The sequence below is a fragment of the Acidobacteriota bacterium genome (genome assembly GCA_009838525.1).
Classification (GTDB): domain Bacteria; phylum Acidobacteriota; class Vicinamibacteria; order Vicinamibacterales; family UBA8438; genus VXRJ01.
Map to the genome: position 1 here is coordinate 64,508 of VXRJ01000032.1, position 17,104 is coordinate 81,611.

The 17,104-nt window shown below is 67.2% G+C and carries 14 protein-coding genes and 1 pseudogene; 7 read left to right on the top strand and 8 right to left on the bottom strand.

What is annotated here, in order from left to right:
- Positions 1–31 precede the first annotated feature (31 nt).
- Genes F4Y45_13665 through F4Y45_13675 form a run of 3 tightly spaced genes read right to left on the bottom strand, consistent with a single transcriptional unit; the run spans position 32 to position 3,359 of the window.
- The gene (locus F4Y45_13665; GenBank protein MXY25549.1) at positions 32–1,303 is read right to left on the bottom strand and encodes an ABC transporter permease; all 1,272 of its coding nucleotides are present in this window, start codon (positions 1,301–1,303) and stop codon (positions 32–34) included.
- 5 nt (positions 1,304–1,308) lie between these two features.
- Entirely contained in the window at positions 1,309–2,577 is a 1,269-nt protein-coding gene (locus F4Y45_13670; GenBank protein MXY25550.1) for an ABC transporter permease, read from the bottom strand.
- A gap of 11 nt (positions 2,578–2,588) precedes the next feature.
- The gene (locus F4Y45_13675; protein MXY25551.1) at positions 2,589–3,359 is read right to left on the bottom strand and encodes an outer membrane lipoprotein-sorting protein; all 771 of its coding nucleotides are present in this window, start codon (positions 3,357–3,359) and stop codon (positions 2,589–2,591) included.
- A gap of 34 nt (positions 3,360–3,393) precedes the next feature.
- Here F4Y45_13675 and F4Y45_13680 point away from each other — a divergent pair, with 34 nt between their 5' ends.
- The gene (locus tag F4Y45_13680) at positions 3,394–3,627 is read left to right on the top strand and encodes a hypothetical protein (GenBank protein ID MXY25552.1); all 234 of its coding nucleotides are present in this window, start codon (positions 3,394–3,396) and stop codon (positions 3,625–3,627) included.
- A gap of 21 nt (positions 3,628–3,648) precedes the next feature.
- Positions 3,649–4,548, top strand: coding sequence for a peroxiredoxin family protein (locus F4Y45_13685; protein MXY25553.1), 900 nt, complete (start codon positions 3,649–3,651; stop codon positions 4,546–4,548).
- A gap of 19 nt (positions 4,549–4,567) precedes the next feature.
- Here the strand turns inward: F4Y45_13685 and F4Y45_13690 are convergent, their stop codons facing one another.
- From F4Y45_13690 to F4Y45_13705, 4 genes and pseudogenes are all read right to left on the bottom strand, one after another.
- Positions 4,568–6,925, bottom strand: coding sequence for a carbohydrate binding family 9 domain-containing protein (locus F4Y45_13690; GenBank protein MXY25554.1), 2,358 nt, complete (start codon positions 6,923–6,925; stop codon positions 4,568–4,570).
- 60 nt (positions 6,926–6,985) lie between these two features.
- Positions 6,986–7,684: a hypothetical protein gene (locus F4Y45_13695; GenBank protein MXY25555.1), complete on the bottom strand. Its 699-nt coding sequence runs from the start codon at positions 7,682–7,684 to the stop codon at positions 6,986–6,988.
- Positions 7,681–8,595, bottom strand: a complete 915-nt coding sequence (locus F4Y45_13700; protein ID MXY25556.1) for a PEGA domain-containing protein — start codon at positions 8,593–8,595, stop codon at positions 7,681–7,683. The genes F4Y45_13695 and F4Y45_13700 overlap by 4 nt, the downstream gene beginning before the upstream one ends.
- Before the next feature lie 624 nt (positions 8,596–9,219).
- Positions 9,220–9,363, bottom strand: a pseudogene (locus F4Y45_13705) (cold-shock protein).
- A 257-nt stretch (positions 9,364–9,620) separates the two neighbouring features.
- Here F4Y45_13705 and F4Y45_13710 point away from each other — a divergent pair.
- The 5 genes from F4Y45_13710 to F4Y45_13730 all read left to right on the top strand — a co-directional run bounded on the left by F4Y45_13710 (position 9,621) and on the right by F4Y45_13730 (position 15,869).
- A complete protein-coding gene (locus tag F4Y45_13710) occupies positions 9,621–10,853 on the top strand; it encodes a sulfatase-like hydrolase/transferase (protein MXY25557.1) in 1,233 nt (410 codons plus the stop codon).
- 79 nt (positions 10,854–10,932) lie between these two features.
- On the top strand, positions 10,933–12,990 hold the full coding sequence (locus F4Y45_13715) for a hypothetical protein (protein ID MXY25558.1): 2,058 nt from the start codon (positions 10,933–10,935) through the stop codon (positions 12,988–12,990).
- A gap of 187 nt (positions 12,991–13,177) precedes the next feature.
- Positions 13,178–14,182, top strand: a complete 1,005-nt coding sequence (locus F4Y45_13720; GenBank protein ID MXY25559.1) for an amidohydrolase family protein — start codon at positions 13,178–13,180, stop codon at positions 14,180–14,182.
- A 4-nt stretch (positions 14,183–14,186) separates the two neighbouring features.
- On the top strand, positions 14,187–15,485 hold the full coding sequence (locus F4Y45_13725) for an NCS2 family permease (GenBank protein MXY25560.1): 1,299 nt from the start codon (positions 14,187–14,189) through the stop codon (positions 15,483–15,485).
- 66 nt (positions 15,486–15,551) lie between these two features.
- Positions 15,552–15,869, top strand: a complete 318-nt coding sequence (locus tag F4Y45_13730) for an NHLP leader peptide family natural product precursor (protein ID MXY25561.1) — start codon at positions 15,552–15,554, stop codon at positions 15,867–15,869.
- A 113-nt stretch (positions 15,870–15,982) separates the two neighbouring features.
- On the opposite strand, the gene F4Y45_13735 is transcribed toward F4Y45_13730, so the two are convergent.
- Positions 15,983–17,101, bottom strand: coding sequence for a hypothetical protein (locus tag F4Y45_13735; protein MXY25562.1), 1,119 nt, complete (start codon positions 17,099–17,101; stop codon positions 15,983–15,985).
- Positions 17,102–17,104 lie beyond the last annotated feature (3 nt).

A 17,104-nucleotide genomic window follows, 5' to 3' on the forward strand; every position in this document is an offset into this window, starting at 1 on the left:
ATCCCCTTGAAGGCGGTTGGGCGCACCAGCGCTATCGGTCGAACTTCATCGCCTCCGTCACGTCGACGTGCGCCGCCCGTAGCGCCGGGTAGATGGACGCGCCGGCCCCCAGCACCAGCATGAACAGGACAATCTGTCCCATGCGCCACGGAAAGAACAGCGGCATGATCATCGGATCGATCACGACACCGGAAAACGTCATCTCTTCGCCCAACAGGGCAGAAAAATCGAAACCGTCGCCCAGGAACCACCACGTAAGAAAACACCCGAGCGCGACACCGGCAAGGCCGCTTACGGCGGTCAGGGTCAAACCCTCGATCAGGACGATCGACCCGGTCTGGCCCGGCGTCAGCCCGAGCGCCTGGAGGACCCCGAACTCGCGATGCCGGTGCAGCACCGACATCAGCACCGTGTTGATGACACCAAGCGCGATAATGACGAATAGAACCCCAAAGACCAGGTAGTTGCCGAAGTCATCGATCGCGATGGCCGCCGCAAGCGCGGGATTCGACTCGCGCCATCCCATCACCTGCGCCTCGCCTCGCGCCACCGGCCCGGCCAGCGCCGCCTCCAGCCGCGCGGCGACGTCCCCGACCCGGCTGCTGTCGGTCAGCACGAGGCCGACGTTCGTGACGTCGTGTCCGGAACCGAGCCACTCGCCCGCCGTTCCAATCGGCATGTGGACGAGCACCTGATCCACCTCCGGCACGCCGCTGCGGAATATGCCCACGACGCGGAGCAACTGCGCCGAGATCTCGTGGTGCGCATCCTGCGCCTGCACGACCATGCGCGAACCGAGTTCCAGCTCCAGACTGTTCGCGAGACCCACCCCGATGTACGCGGCAAGGCGATCATCCGGCTCCAGGTAGCGGCCCTCGGCCACCTGATTGTCGACCATTCCGAATGTCGCCTCCGCCACCGGATCGACCGCGAAGATCTGCGCGGGCCGGGCCCCGGCGGCGGAGCTGGCAAGGCCCCGGATGGTGAGCTTGGAGGAACGCGCCGCAACGAGGGGGGCGATCTCGGCGGTGACGAGCGCCGCCTCGGCCACCTGCCTGACGCCACTGGGCAGGCGGTCCTCGAGCCGGCGGGTGACGCGGAACTCCGGCCGCTGAACCGTCACATGCCCCGTGCTCATCCGGACGCCGGCTTCGATCCACGCTTCGTGGGCGCCATCGCCGAGCGCGAACGAAAAACTCAGCAGCCCGCCGCCCACCACCATTGCCAGCATCGTCAACACCGTCCGCCGTAGGTGCCGGCGCAGGTTGCGCAACGCGAACATGGTCAACACGCCCAGATGCATCGTCGTCAGAGTCCCGAGAGCGTGTCGGCGGGCGGCGTCCGCGCAGCGCGGATCGCCGGATAGAACGCCGCGACCATCGCCGTCAGAATGAGCGCCCCCGCGGCATAGATAGTCACCGGCAGGTTGTACTCGACCCTAAGGTCGATCTCCAGCAACGCCCCCATCAACGTCACGTCGTCGAAGAAGAACCCGAGTCCGGGTGGCGCATTGTGCCACCAGAACAACAGGGGCATCGTGATCGCGAGGCCGACCGCGAGACTGAAGAAACCGATGGCCAAGGCCTCCCAGAGCACGGCGCCCACCACGGCGCGCGGCGTCGCGCCGAGCGCCAGCATCACCGCAAACTCGCGCCGCCGCTCGAACGTTGCCATCAACATCGTATTCGCCACGCCGAAAATCGCGATCGAAAAGACGATCACCAGGATGATCCAGTAGAAGCTCTCTCCCAGAGCGACGTACTCCACCATCGCCGGGTTGAGCTCGGTCCAGGAAATGACGGCGAGGGACCGACCACCAGTATCGACAGCTTCGAGGCTGCGGCCCAGACGCTCGGCCGTCGCATCGGCGAGACGGAAGTCCGACGTGGCGGCGATCACCTCGTGGATCCGATCGGGCTCGAGCACGACCAGTTCCTGCAGGTCGCTCAGCACGAATACGGCAGTCGAGGCATCGAATTCCACCAGTCCGGAGCGAAAAATGCCGGATACCGTGAAGAGATCGTTCGCCATCGACCCGTCGGCCCCGGACGCCACGACCACCAGCTCGTCGCCGACGCCGACGTCGAGCTGAAGCGCCATCTCGTCGCCGATTACCAGCTCGCTCGCACCGGCGGCGGGCAGCACGCCGTCCACCAGGGAATCGAGGAACCGTGTGAGCGTCACCTCGCGTTCCGGATCGACGCCGAAGAAGGCGCCCGCCGTGGTGGCGTCGCCGGAGCTGACCAGCCCGCCCGCATAGACGCGGGGCGCCGCCGCGATGACCGCTTCGTCCGCGTCAATAGCACGGAGCAGCGCTTCCACGTCCACGCCGTCACGCCCGCCGATGGTGTCGAACAGCCTGCGGTCGGGACGGAACTCCGCGTCCTGAATCTCGAGCTGCCCGCTGATCAGGGAGGTCCCGCTCTCCACCATCTGCGTCTGAATGCCCTGCGTCCATCCGACGATCAGGACGCAGGCCATGAAGCCGACAGCGAGGCCGAGCGCGGTCAGAAGGGTCCGTTTCCGGTTCCGGCCGAGATTGCGCCAACCGATGCGCCGCCAGGGGGACTGGGGCATCTGCCGCCTGGCTAGCGTCCGCGCTGCAGCGTCCGGAGGGAGAAGAAAGACTCCTCGAGATCAACGTCGAACTCCAGCTCCTCGTAGCGGAAACTGGTCCGTTCGTCCGGCTTGTCAGCGGGCTGCATGTCCATCACCCCGGGCACCAGGCGTCCGCCCATCTCCGTGAATGCGCTGTATTCCATGGTGCGGGCGAGATCCCCGCCCTCGTCGTAGAAGCGCGTCCACAGCGGCATGTAGTCGTCCTGACGAACGCGGTACTCGATGTGGCCCCAGACGACCGGGGCCTCCGGCTTCGGCGTCAGGCGGAAATCCCACACCGACACGCCTTCGTCGGCCCCGTCGAACGTGATTTCGATGTCGTAGTCCTCGATCAGTCGGCTGTCCTTGACGAGGTCGTCATTGGTGAAGTGCGACCCCATCCACGCGCCGCCCATCATCGACGCCGGCACCTTGATGGTCCGATCCACCTTCGGCAGGTAGTTCCAGATGTCGTCCACGGCCTTCAGCGTGGCGGTTCCCGCCTCCCGGGGCGGCGTGCGCAGGCGGACGAGGGAGAAGTCGGTGCCGAGCGACCAGATCTCCATCGTCATCTCGCGCTCCCAGTTCTCGGTGACCACCTGCATGGTGGCAACGCCGCGGCTCGAGTCGCCCCGCATCATCCGGTCGACCCGGTCCATGATCTCGAGGGGATCGGTCTGCGCGGCAACGGGTGCGGCAAGGGTCATCGACGCGACCGCCATCGCGACGAGGACGGCGCGCGAACGTGAAGCTCGAAGCATCGCTACCTCCAGCCGTCGATGGTATCATCCGCGCATGACACGCTTGCTCTTCGCGGGATTCCTCGTCGGGACCGTAGCCGTCATCCTCTCCGGGGCGGCGGCAGCGCAGACCCTCGAACCGATCGACGTCTCCGCGCTGGGACCGCAGGTCGGAGAGGCGGTTCCCGACTTCGCGCTGCCGGATCAGACCGGGACGATCCGCACGCTCGACTCCATCATGGGCGAACGGGGCGCGATGATCGTTTTTCACCGTTCCGCCGACTGGTGACCGTACTGCAAAGCGCAGCTCGTGGAGCTGCATGACCGTCTCGATGACCTGCGAGCCCAGGGTCTCGGCGTCGCCGCCATCAGCTACGACTCGGTAGAGGTTCTCGCCGCGTTCGCGGAACGGCGTGGCATCACGTCCGAACTGCCGCTCCTGTCGGACGATGACTCCGCGGCAATCCGCGACTTCGGCATCTACAACCACGTTGCCGAAGCGGGCGTCGGCCCGAACGCGGAGGAGGCGGACGTCAAGGCGGCGGTGGAACAGTACGTCTCCGTGTTCGGCGCGAACCCGATGATCATCGGAACACCGTTCCCGGGGACGTTCATCGTGGACCGGCAGGGACGCGTCACCTCCCGCTTCTTTGAGGAGTTCTACCGCGAGCGGAACACCGCGGCGAACATCATGCTGAAGCTGGGAACACCGATCTCGGGGATCGCGGGCAGCTCGGGCGAGACGGCGCATCTGGAGATCGAAGCGTCGCAGAGCAACCCCGACATCACCGTCGGCAGCCGCTTCCACTTGGCCCTGGACATCACGCCGAAGCCGGAAATGCACGTCTACGCGCCCGGCGCGGAAGAGCTGGGCTACCGGGTCATCAACCTCGCGCTCGAGACGCCGCCGTTCCTTCGCCTGCTGCCGTCCGAGTACCCGGCATCGGAGATCTACCACTTCAAGCCGCTCGACGAACGGGTGCCGGTCTACATGCGGCCGTTCCGCCTGATTCAGGAGATCGTGGTGGAGGGTGATCCGGAGTCGACCGCGGCGCTGGCCGAACTCGACGCGGTCACGTTGACCGGGCGCCTCGACTACCAGGCGTGCGACGACGAGATCTGCTTCAACCCAGCGTCGATTCCGCTGACCTGGACGATCACGGTCGCGCCGCTCGACCGCCAGCGCGCGTTGCCCGCGGACGGGCAGTAGCTGCGGGCGACGGGCGTCGTCAGAACCGGAACAGCCGGTTCATCTTTATGACGAAGCCACGGTTCCGCAGGTCGGAGTAGCGGATCGGGCGGAGCGGATCGGTTTCCCGGTCCTCCGTGTAGACGACGAACAGCTCGCTGCCGGGCGAGTATTCCCACCGCAGCCGCAGGTTGCTGCTGATGGTGTTGCTGTTCGAGTTGTATTGAATCAGGCCGCTGAAGAACATGCGCGGCGTGAACGTGTAGTTCACCCGCGTGACGACCAGGTTGGTGTTGAAAGTCCCGGCCGCGGTGTCGATCCAGTTGAACGAGATGGTCGGCTCCAACGAGAGTCGCTGCGTCAGCTCGGCGCGTCCCCGGCGGAACTGGACGGAGACAATGTCGCCGTTGAAGTACTCGCCCGCCAGCACGGAAAAGCTGCCGTTCAGGCGACGCTGGGCACCCGGCGAATACGACAGCTCGACGTCGCTGAACTTGTAGGCGCCGGGCGCGAAGGCCGCCCCCGCCGCGGGCTCGAACGTCCGGGCCAGGAACTCGTAGTTCTCCGCCAGCGAGATGCCGAATCGATCGCTGTTCTCCAGCTCGACGGCAAACGCTAGCTGCGCCTGCCGGGTCTCGACCACGCCGGTGCTGGCCGATTCGATGTAGTCGCGGCTCGCCTCCAGGCGGAACTGCCGGATCGACTCGATGCCGCGGGGGCGCGGGCTGTAGCGCAGGGTGCCGTAGCTGCGCCGGAAGTCGTCGCGCCGCAGGAAGCCCACTTCCGGCTTGAAGTTGTCCTCAACCGCCAGGTGCTCCACCTGCATGCCGAAGAGGTCGCCGGAGTAGTCGAACCGCCCCTGCCAGCTTCCGTCGCGTCCCCGGGCGCCCGGAGTCTTCGTCCGCGCGCCGTACGCCAGGAAATTGACGTTCTCGTAGAAGGAGAAGTTGGCATCAATCCCGTAGGCCTGGCTCGACCCGTCCCCTTCCAGCGCGACCGACCGGTTTGTGAAGATGGCGCCGACGCTGCTGCGTCGCAGGATGTCGCGCTTCAGCCGAACCACGGTGAAGTTCGTCGCCGCGACGCTCTGACCCACGGAGTCGGCCTGCATGTTGATGGCGCCGACGTCGAACGCGCCGACCTTTCCGGTTACCCGCCCGCCGCCCACGATTGGGACGATCGATCCGCCCTGCAGACCGATGCGGCGGCTGTAGAAGATGGTCGGCGCGTTGCCGCCACCGAAGAACCCGCCGCCCTGGCGCCGCAGCGCGCCGCCGAACCCGCCGCCGAAGGCGCCGCGCGCGAAGTCGAAGATGCCGCGTCCTTCCAGAAAAAACTCGCGTTTCTCGGGGAAGAACAGATTGAAACGAGTCAGGTTGACCTGTTGTTCGTCCACCTCGACCTGGGCAAAATCGGTGTTGAATGTGAAATCCGCCGTCAGGTTCTGCGTCAAGCCGTACTTGACGTCGAGTCCGGCATCACCCGATCCCTGGTTTGTGAACGGGTCGGCCGCAGTCAGATCGGTCGCGACGCCGCCGATTGCATACGGTTTGATCTCCAGGTTCTTGCTGCCGCTCGGCGCGTCGATCCCGACCAGCGTCGCCGCCGCGGAGATGCGGAAGATCCCTCCCGGGCCGTTGCCCGCCGAGATCGGCACCTGCGTGATGTACGCCCACTCGTTCTTGCGCCGCACGTTACGGCGGAGCTGTATGCCCCAGACCTGCGACGGACCGGGCCGGTAGCGGAGCGACCGGAACGGGATCTCCATCTCCACCGTCCACCCACCGTCAAACCGTCCGGTGCGCACGTCCCACACCGGGTTCCAGTCACTGTTCGGGTTGCCTTCGTTGGTGATCGCGAAGTCGGCGAGGGCGCCAAGCGGGTTCGTGTAGAACGCGACCGCATTACGACGGTCGTAGAACGTATCGAGGATCACGGCGAACGTGTCGTTTTGGCGGAGCTGTCGCGTGTCGCGCCGCAGCTCGTTCGCCACCCATTCGCTCTCCGGCGCCGAATCCCAGATGCGGCCGGCTACGTAGAGATTGGAGTCATCGAAGGTGATCCAGGCCTCGGTCCGCTCCGTCGCGGGCGCCCCCTCGTCCGGCGCCTGCTGCAGGAACCCCGTAATCGCCGGAAGGGTCTCGTACATGGCCTCGTCGAGGACACCGTCGAGTCGGGGCGGCTCGTCGACACGGACGGCGCGGATTGTCGCCCGGCCCTCCGCGTCGCGATTGATCACCGCCGGTTCGACCGGGGGCGGCGGACCGTCGATGACGAACTCGAACAGTGTCTCGCCCGGGGCGGAAGACGCCCCTTCCTGCGCCTGCGCCTGCTCCTGCGCCGCCGCCGGGGCGACGGCAAGGGAGAGGAGCAAACCAATCCAGGACGGGGTCCGCATCCGCCCTGTACCAGACGCCTTCCGGAGCGGCCCTGTTTAGCTCCCGCCCGCGGGTTCAAGCTAGGGCGGGCCGAATTGCACGCCGATGCTCGCCGTAAAGCCACTCAGCCGGCCGTTGGCTTCACCGGCCGCGCCGATGAAACGGTACCCGGCGCCGCCGCCCACGCGGAGCCAGTCCTTCAGGTTCAGGTGAACCGTGGCCTGCGGTTCGGCCACGAAGAACTCCTGCCGGTAATGGCGGCGGCCGAACCAGGGGATGCCGAACCACCCGTCGTCATGACCGCCGCCCCATCCGGGCCACCAACCGTGACGGACGTGGTGTGCGCCGCGACCGTCGAAGGGAAACGCGGTGCCGCCGAACAGGGCGACGCCATCGGTCAGGGTGGCGGTTCCGGCTCCCAGCAACCCGCTGACGCTGAAGTCCACGAGACCGTCCGGATTCGCGAACCATTCGACGAGGCCGCCGCCGTACCACATCTCCAGCCCGTCGCGCGTGCCGGGCAGCCAATAGCCGGCGCCGCCGATGAACAGCCGGCGATCCGTCACCAGGCCCCCGCGCACGCCGAGCAGCCCCGCGGATATGCCGTCCACTTCCGTGAACTTGTAGTCGGGAGCGACGACGAAGCCGCTCCGGATCTTCTCGATCTCGAGACCGCCGGTGACGGGCTGGACGGCCGGCTCCTGCGCCGCCGCGGGCACCGCCGCGACTCCGGCGAGGAACAGTGCAATCGCTCCCGCGCCCCGCCAACGCGCCTTCATGACTCCCTCCCGTCGGAATCGGCGCGCGGCAGGCTCACGTTGACGACCGTGTCCTCACCCGGCACGATCTCCACGTCGACGGCGTAGGGATGATGACCGTCGCGACTCACCTCGAGCCGGTGCGCGCCGACGCCCAGGTCGAGCATCAGCTCACCCACCGCCTCGTGCCCCATCCACCGCTCTCCGTCGACGACAATCGTCGCGTCGGCCGGCTGCACGCGCACGACCAGGGTGCCGAACCCGGCCGGGTCGGCAACCGCGACTCCGGGACCGGCGGGCGGCGCCGTGGACGGCGGGCCGGCCGTAGAAGACGGTGCGGCCGGCGGCGGTGGCGGCGGTTCCGGACGCGTCGGCGCCGGAGCGCCGGCCGCGAGCGGCATCATCTCGTGTCGCACCCGATAGGTCTCACCTGGCGCCAGGTATAGCGTTCGCTGGATACTCTCGTGTCCGTCCAGGTAGAGCTCGATCTCGTGATCGCCCGGTGGCAGCCGCAGCCGCTGAAAAAAGCCGTCGAAGCTGTCGACGAGGCCGACATAGTAGCCGTCGACGTACACCTCCGTCTCCGGCGGAACCACCTGAAGCCGGACGGCGCTGCTCGCGCCATAGCCGCCGTACTGGTAGTACGGGTAGCGCCAGGCGCGATAGCCGTACGGCCCGTAGAACGGACGCCAGAACGGATCGTAGTAGCCGTAGTAATACGGCCCGTAGAAACCGGCGCCGACCCAGACACGGCGCCCCGGCGGACGGGCCACGCGCACGGGCGGACGCGCGGCTGGCCGAGGCACGGCGCGTTGCGTCCGCTGCACCGCACGGTCACGCTGGACTTCGGCCGTTGCCGGAGCCGCCGCGATAGGCGCGGCCATCGCGGCCACCGCCAGCATGGTGACGGTTATCTGTCGAGTTGTCTGCATCAGGTCCTCCGCGTGGCAGGCGCTGGCTGATACGCCCTCCGACCACTTCAAGGCCTTACAGCCCGTGGTGGATGGAGCAAGACCCGTGCCGGATTCACAACGCCCCAAAAACCCCATTCTCCGGGCCTTCCCGAGCGCCACCGGGGCCGAAGGATGTCGCCACCGTGCGACAGGATTGTCCGGCGCGGAGTACACGCAGCTGTTCGCCCTAGAGCAAGTGCTAGGCTAGCGTTCCTGCAGGTCGTAGACGCGGCGGAACTCACGGCTACCGCCTCGGCCGCGTTCGACGCGGGACGTGACGATCAATTGGCTGCCTGTTCCGCCGTCCGTCCGTACTTCGTACGCCTGCTCTATCCGGAATGGGAACCGCGTCTCCAGTTCGATCTCGGCCACCAGCCGGCCCCCGTCCCAGCGGGTCCGGCGCTGCACCTGCATGTTCCCGGCGAGGCCCGCGTGCTCGCGGTCGTCCGGAATCAGCCGCACCACGCGGCCGTCGTCGTACGTGAGGCCAATCTCGTCGGCGCGCGAGACGATCGTCATGCGGCGCGGCGCGCCGAGCAGGTCTCGTATCGCCCCCTGCATCGATTCGCGCAGGCGGGCCATCTCCTGCGGGTCGGGCCGGTTGCCACCACCGCCGCCGAAGCCACCGCGACCTCGCCCAAACCCTCCGCGCCCGCCACCGAAGCCGCCGGGATCACCTCCGAAACCGCCGCCCGGGCCAAGACCACCCCGGCCGCCCTGCTGGCCATCGCCGAGCCGGCCGCTCGGGTCGTCACTCAGTTCCTGGTTCAGCACCCACTCCCCGTCGATGTTGCCCTCCTGCGCCTCGCCCACGTCCGCCGCCCCCAGCACGCCGATGAAACCGACCACCAGTACCGCCGCCGACTGTTGCCATCGCATCATCCGCTCCTCCACATCAACATCCCTAGCCACAGACTGGTCGGGCGCCGCGTTTATTTCGATTTGCCCGCCAGCCCCACCGTATAATCTCCCCGTCTCCCGTCCGCGGCCGGGCGGATGCCGTCATGAGCAAGATAATTCGCGGCGCGGCCATCGCGCTGGCTGTCTTGACGCTGGCCGGCTGCGGCGATCCGACGAATGCCTCGCGCGATGCGCTCAGCCACCCCGTAGCCCCGCCCGGACCTCCGAACCTCGTCTGGATAATCGCCGAAGCTGACACGGTAGCTCTCGAGACGTTGGCGGCCGAGGGCGCCCGCTTCACGCAGGCCTTTGCCGTGACCCCGAACCGCGGCGCCGGACGCTCGGCGATCCTCACCGGGATGCCCCCCGCGGCATTCGGCGCGCACGGGCCGGGAGGAAAGACCGCGCCACCGCCAACTGTCCGCAGCGTAGCGGAGAGGCTCCGGGCAACAGGCTACTTCACGACGTTCGCCTCGCACGACCCGGAGACCGCCGCCTTGGGCGACGCGTTCCGGCCTTCACCTCGGGACGGTGCGCCTCCGGGAGCGGACCGCGTCCCGCTCGGCTCCTGGGATCAGGTGGGCGCCGAGGCGCACTGGCGTCACCGTGACCGCCGGCAACCCTTCTTCGCGGTGCTTGATCTGACCGGCACGGGCATGCGCACGAGTGACAGCGATCAGCGGATTGCGCAGATCCTGGCGGAACTCGACGCGGACGAAGCGGCCGGCAATACCGCGGTCTTCGCCTTCACGGAACCCCGTCCGCCCGCCCGGACCGTGGACCGGACGCTGACGGCGGCCGACCTGCAGATCACGCTCGCCGTCCGCTGGCCGGGCCACATCCCGCCCGGAACTGTCCGCGACGACCCGGTGACCACCGTCGACTTTGCGCCCACCCTGCTTTCCCTCGGCGGCGCGCCGATCCCGGACCATCTGCCGGGCCGCGTGCTCCTGGGCGACTCCGAGATGGACGTGGCGCACCCGTCCAGTGCGCTCGCCGACGTGCGCCGCACGATTCGCGACTGGATGGTGTCGGCGGACCGTGCGCCCTCCGACGAAACGGCGGCCGGCCAACGTCCGACCGCGGCGCGGCCCGAGTCGTATCCCCGCGGCGGCATCTTCCACGTCGCGCCGCGGGTCAGCATCACGTGCCCGACGGAAGGTGCGGTGATCGAGTACACGACGGACAGCTTCGAACCGTTTCGCTGGAGGCTGTACACCGGTCCGTTCCGGTTCGTCGACTGGCATCTCCGTTTCCGCTGCGGCCGTCTCGGCTATCACGACAGCGAGGTCGTCAAGTACGACTTCGACGTGGAATACAACTGGTGGGACTACTGACCGCGGGGCCGGCCGCGACCCTATAATGAAGGCCGCCGCCGGGCGGCGCTCCGACCGCCCACGTCATGGAGGACAAGTGATGACCCGCAGCATCCCGGCCTTCGTCGCCATTGTCGTCGCTACGCTTCTTGTCGCCGCGCCGGCCTCGGCCGAGGTGAAGCGCGTCGTCGTCGATTCGCGCGTCGATGTAGCCGACGGCCGCGCGTACGGACTGGCCGGCCCGTACGAGGCGATCTCCGGCATGGTCTACTTCGAGGTCGATCCGTCGAACCCGGCCAATCGGATCGTGACCGACATAGACCACGCCCCCCGGAACGACCGCGGCCTGGTGGAATTCAGCTCCAACTTCTACCTGTTGAAGCCGAAGACGATCGGGCGGGGCAACGGCGCCGTCCTCTACGAGGTATCCAACCGCGGCGGCAAGGGGATGCTCGGCTACTTCAACAACGCTGCGGGCAGCCGCACGCCGGTCAGCGCCGAGGAGATGGGCGACGGGTTCCTGCTCGAGAACGGCTTCACGCTGCTGTGGCTCGGCTGGCAGTTCGACGTGCCGGTACGTGACGGGCAGATGCGGCTTCACACGGTGAACGCGGTGGACGAAGGCGGCGCACCCGTCACGGGACTGGTCCGAAGCGAGGTAATCGTCCGGGAGCGGGCGTTCGACCGCTCGCTCGCCGACCGCAGCCACATCGCGTATCCGGTGTCCGACCCGAACGATCCGGCGAACGTCATGACCGTCCGGGACGGCGTCGGCCAGACGCGGCGCGTGGTCCCGCGCGATCAGTGGCGTTTCGCCCGCGTCGATGACGGCGGCAACGTGGTCGACGATCCGACGTACGTCTGGCTCGACGGCGGCTTCGAACCGCACAAGATCTACGACATCGTCTACGTCGCCAGGGATCCGGCCCTGGTCGGCCTGGGTCCCGCCGCGCTGCGCGACATGATCGCGCGTTTGAAGTACGCCGCCACGCCCGAGTTGGGCGTCGCGGTCGACTCGATCGACCGCGCCATCGCCTGGGGCGTCTCCCAGAGCGGGCGCTTCCTGCGGACGTTCCTCTACCACGGGTTCAACGCCGACGAGACAAACCGGCGGGCGTTCGACGGGGTGATCGCGCACGTCGCCGGCGCGGGCCGCGGCAGCTTCAACCACCGCTTCGCACAACCGTCGCGCGACGGCCATCCGTTCCTCAACAAGCTCTACCCGAGCGACATCTTCCCGTTCACGGACATCACGCAGCACGACCCAGAGACCGACATGCGCGACGGCCTGCTGTCCGGCATCCAACCGGGCCACATGCCGAAGGTGTTCTATACGAACTCGTCCTACGAATACTGGGGACGCGCCGCGTCGTTGATTCACACGACGCTCGACGGCGCGGACGACGCCCCGCTGCTCGACAACGTTCGTATCTACTCGTTCGCGGGCGGGCAGCACGGCCCGGGCCGGTTCCCTCCGCAACGGACCAGCGGCCAACAGCCGAGCAACCCGAACGACTATTCATGGTTCCTTCGCCCGCTGCTGCTGGCGATGGAGCGGTGGACGGCCAAAGACGACGCCCTGCCGCCACCGAGTGTCTATCCGCGGGTCGCCGACGGCGACCTCGTCCTCCCCGGACAGCTCGGCTTCCCGGAACTGCCGGACGTAGGCCAGCCGGCCGAGCCGCATCTCGCCTACCGCGCCGTCTACGGCCCGGAGTTTCGGAACCGCGGCATCGCGTCGGTGCAACCGCCGGAGGTGCTCTCGGCGTTTCCGGTTCTGGTGCCCGCCGTCAACGACGACGGGAACGAGACGGGCGGCCTGATGATGCCGGAAGTCGCGGTGCCGCTCGCCACGTACACCGGCTGGAACCTCTTTCACGCCGATGCGGGCCCGCCCGACGTCCTGTCGAGCATGCAGGGCTCGTACATTCCGTTCCCGCGGAACCAGGCCGAGCGCGAGCGGACCAGCGACCCGCGCCCGTCCGTTGAGGAACGCTACGGCAGCCGCGCGGAGTACCTGGGGCGTGTCACCGAGGCGGCGCTCGCCCTGGTGGAGGACGGCTACCTGCTGGCCAGCGACCTGCAACCGATTCTGACGCAGGCCGCACGCCACTGGGATTACCTGATGGCGGACGGCGGCGGGGGAATCCAGCCGTAGAGGCCCAACCGTGGCGCCACGACGCGCTCCACGGGGCTGCCAGGCCGCGCTGTTCCTGGCGCTGGCACTGGCGCCGGGCCTGCAGGCTTGCGCGGCGGATCACGGACCCGCCGGCGGCGGCGACCCGGAGGCCAACACCGTCGCCGGCGCGGCCCAGGGGGCCGACCCCGCCCCGTTGACCCTCGACATGTACCGTACCGGGGGCACTCCCTGCTACGATCGGGCGACCCGGCCGCAGACGGCGGTGGTCGACACCCACATCCACTTCCGCCCCTTCGGCGGCCCCGCCGTGCCGTTTGACGAGATCGTCGGCTACCTGGAGGCGACCGGCGTGCTGTTCGCCAACGTCTACGGCATCGGGCAGGTCTTGCCCGACGGTTCGTCATGCACGTACTACCTCGACTGCCCCGGCACCCCCGTGACCCCGTCACTCCGCAACGACCTGGCGAACGCGGCGGACTATGCCGCGCACGCGCCGCACGATCGCCACTTGACGCTCTCGATGACATTCCCCGATTTGGCTGATCCGGCGTCAATCCTTCCGCAGATGGAACAGCTCGAGGCGGAGTTCCCGGGTGTCTTCCGCTGGATGGGCGAGGTGAACCTGGTGAAGCAGGCGCTCTTCGCAAACGGACACGCGCCGGTGACGGTCGAGACGATCGACGCGTGGGGGCCCTTCATGGAAGTCCTGCGAGACCGGAACATACCGCTTGGGCTGCACGCCGACCTGGGTAGCGACGACGACCCGACGCGCTACCTGCCGCTGATGGAACACGCGCTGGAGCGTTATCCTGACAATCCGATCGTCTGGATGCACATGGGACTCTCGCGGGAGCTTATGACGATGGACCCCGCGCGCCATGTCGAGCTGCTGTCGGCGATGCTCGCGCGCTACCCGCGCCTGATGCTGGATCTGTCGTGGCGCGTCCTCGACGATGGCTATTTCTCCGACCCGCAGCACCGCGACACGTATGTCCCTTTCCTGAACGCCCACGCCGATCGCATACTGTCGGGGACCGACTTTCTCGCGTCGCGCGACAAGGACTTCAACGTCTACCGGACGGAGCTGGAAGTGACGAGCCGCATCTTCCGCCACGTCGACAACCACGCATTCCGGCAGATCGCGCTCGGCGGCAACTACATCAGGCTGCTCGGCCTGCCCTACGAGCCGCCACCGGTCTGTCCCAACTGAGACCATGACAGCACTCCTTGACCGCTGGTTCGGACTCGCCTCCAACGGCACCACGGTGCGGACGGAACTGGCGGCCGGGGTCACCACCTTCCTGACGATGGCCTACATCGCCTTCGTCAACCCGCAGATTCTCTCCGACGCCGGCATGCCGTTCGACGCGGTCTTCGTCGCCACCTGTCTCTCGGCGGCGTTCGCCACTCTCCTCATGGGGCTCGCCGCCAACTACCCGATTGCGCTCGCGCCCGGCATGGGGCTGAACGCGTTCTTCACCTACGGCGTGGTGCTCGGAATGGGCCACGCCTGGGAAGTAGCACTCGGCGCGGTCTTCGTTTCGGGGCTCCTCTTCTTCCTGGTGAGCATTCTGCCGATCCGGCGCTGGATCATGGAAGCGATCCCCCGTGGAATGAAGCTGGCCATTTCGGCGGGCATCGGCCTCTTCCTGGCCCTCATCGCCCTGCAGAACGCCGGGATAATCCAGGCGAGCCCGGCGACGATGATAACGACCGGCGCACTCTTCGAACCGGAGCCGATTCTGGCATTCCTCGGCTTCAGCACGATTGTGGCGCTGGCGGGCCGCGACGTGCCCGGCGCCGTCATGATCGGCATCCTGGGCGTGAGCGCCGCCGGCATCCTGGCAGGCATCTCGGGGTTCGCCGGAATCGCCGCGGCGCCACCCGACCCAAGCCCGACATTCCTCGCTCTCGATCTCGCCGGCGCGCTCCAACTGAGCATGGTCGCGGTCATCATCACGTTCCTGATCGTCGACCTGTTCGACACCACCGGGACTCTGATCGGAGTGGGGCAACAAGCGGGTCTCCTCGATTCCCGGGGAATGTTGCCCCGCAGCCGGACCGCGCTGTTGGCGGATTCGGCCGGCACGGTCGGAGGGTCGCTGCTCGGCACGTCTCCGGTCACCAGCTACATCGAGAGTGCGGCCGGAACCGCGGCCGGTGGACGGACCGGACTGACCGCGGTGACCGTTGCTCTGCTGTTTCTGGCCTGCCTCTTCTTCGCGCCTCTGGCGCAGTCCATCCCCCCGTATGCCACCGCGCCCGCCATCCTGTACGTAGCCTGCCTGATGGCGCGCAGTCTGACGGGCATCAACTGGCACGACATCACCGAATCGGCGCCGGCCGTAGTTACCGCGATCGCCGTTCCTCTCACTTTTTCCATCGCGGACGGCATCGGCATCGGCTTCGTCACCTACGTCGCGGTCAAGGTGCTGTCGGGACGCTGGAGCGAATGCCCGTTGCCGCTGGCGGTCGTCGCGCTGGTCTTCGCCATGAAGTTCGCCTGGCTCTGAGCCGAGGCTGCCCGGACGTCGGCGCGCCTCTGGCGCGTCTCGCAGGCTTGACCGTGCAAAAAAGTCATGCTAGGATGCCGAAACTGCATGATGTGGCCCGGGTCGCCACGTCGGAAAGCAAGGAGGACTGCCATGAGAAGTGGTGATCAGATGCTGGAGCAAATCGTTGAGAAGTCGGCCCTGGACCCCGACTTCAGGCAACAGCTCCTCGCAGATCCAAAGGCTGCCATCAGCGCGGAATTGGGCATCACAATTCCCGAGTCGATGAACATCCAGGTCCATGAGAGTGATATGCAGACGGTGCATCTCGCGTTGCCACCGGATCCGCACATCACCGAGGAGCAACTCGAAGCTATCTCCGCCGGCCTTTGCTGCTGCTGGTAGGCAGAATCGCTGGCCGGACGAACCGCGGAGGCCTGCCGGCCGCTGGACGCGAAACCGGTCGGCAGGCCATTGTGCGTCTGCGACACTCGCGCCCGCAGCACCTCGCGGGCGCGTCAGGTAGGGACTGCCGCGGACAGAACCATGAACACATAGGCTTTGGCTTTCCGAAGCTGATCTCCGGAGATCACGAGCTTTATGTGGTGAATGCCACGCAGCAGTACAAAACGTCCGGACTTCCCGAAGAGGGCTGTCGGTTTCGAAACCCAGCCTGCCAGCGCCTTGAGCTTCTCCGGAACTACCAGATCCTCATGGCTCAGGGCTTCCAGGAACGGATCCCAATCGGTCAGGCCGTCTAGCCAGTAACGTGAGTCCTTGGTATATCTCTGCTTCACGATGAGCGTCAGGCCTAGCGTCGGGCCGAGACCGCTTTCCTGAACGTCAATATTCACTCCGGTCCTGACAACGTTCGCGCGGTCCTTGAAGCGTGAAATCACCGAGTCGACGGTCGGAATCCGGCCCGGCCAGCCCGTGTCTTCCAGATAGGAACACAGTTCCTCCTGGGCCTGGAAACCCATGATCGCGAGGCGGATCGAGCGGGTGCGAGACGGAAACACGCCGAACGAGTCCATGCGGGTATCTTCCGGCTGCGCCAGGTAGGCTCGCTCGACGTTCTGCCGCTCCGCGTCATTCCTCTCCCAGCCTGCGCAGGAAACGAGCGCGTCCATCACCGTGACGACATCATCCACTTGATCGCGGGCACCGAGAATCGGGCGTTCGCCGGGCCGCAGGAACATCGCCGGTAGGAAACGTCCACCGTCACGCGCCGAGCCGACGTCGTACTCCAGCATCAACTTGCGGCCGACGATGTCGCGCAAGGGCGAGTTGTCGGCATCCAGTTGGCTGAACAGCCGCGCAATCGAGCTCGCGGTACCATCCGTCCCGTCGGCCCGCGCGCGCTCCTCGAAGAACGCCGCCGCTCGGGTCCCGCTCGCCAGCGAGACGCCGAAATCCGCCTCGGGTCTGCGATCCTGCAGCGGCAGTTCAAAGCCGAATGGAAGGGCGCCCATCGTGATCGGATGTTCCCCGGCGCATTCGAGCAGGCGCCCCCATTCGGGGTCTCCGATCAGAATCGGCGAAATCCTGTCTCGAAAGTGCCCGAGCAGGTCACCCATGGTGCCCCCCTCTTCGGCGAGGCGGTCCTGCGTCAGTGTGACTGCCTGGTCAATATCCATAAC

Coding starts and splice junctions, on each gene's coding strand:
- F4Y45_13665 (MXY25549.1), bottom strand. CDS start 1,303: ATGCATCTGGGCGTGTTGACCATGTTCGCGTTGCGCAACCTGCGCCGG.
- F4Y45_13670 (MXY25550.1), bottom strand. CDS start 2,577: ATGCCCCAGTCCCCCTGGCGGCGCATCGGTTGGCGCAATCTCGGCCGG.
- F4Y45_13675 (MXY25551.1), bottom strand. CDS start 3,359: ATGCTTCGAGCTTCACGTTCGCGCGCCGTCCTCGTCGCGATGGCGGTC.
- F4Y45_13680 (MXY25552.1), top strand. CDS start 3,394: ATGACACGCTTGCTCTTCGCGGGATTCCTCGTCGGGACCGTAGCCGTC.
- F4Y45_13690 (MXY25554.1), bottom strand. CDS start 6,925: ATGCGGACCCCGTCCTGGATTGGTTTGCTCCTCTCCCTTGCCGTCGCC.
- F4Y45_13695 (MXY25555.1), bottom strand. CDS start 7,684: ATGAAGGCGCGTTGGCGGGGCGCGGGAGCGATTGCACTGTTCCTCGCC.
- F4Y45_13700 (MXY25556.1), bottom strand. CDS start 8,595: ATGCAGACAACTCGACAGATAACCGTCACCATGCTGGCGGTGGCCGCG.
- F4Y45_13710 (MXY25557.1), top strand. CDS start 9,621: ATGAGCAAGATAATTCGCGGCGCGGCCATCGCGCTGGCTGTCTTGACG.
- F4Y45_13715 (MXY25558.1), top strand. CDS start 10,933: ATGACCCGCAGCATCCCGGCCTTCGTCGCCATTGTCGTCGCTACGCTT.
- F4Y45_13720 (MXY25559.1), top strand. CDS start 13,178: ATGTACCGTACCGGGGGCACTCCCTGCTACGATCGGGCGACCCGGCCG.
- F4Y45_13725 (MXY25560.1), top strand. CDS start 14,187: ATGACAGCACTCCTTGACCGCTGGTTCGGACTCGCCTCCAACGGCACC.
- F4Y45_13730 (MXY25561.1), top strand. CDS start 15,552: ATGCTAGGATGCCGAAACTGCATGATGTGGCCCGGGTCGCCACGTCGG.
- F4Y45_13735 (MXY25562.1), bottom strand. CDS start 17,101: ATGGATATTGACCAGGCAGTCACACTGACGCAGGACCGCCTCGCCGAA.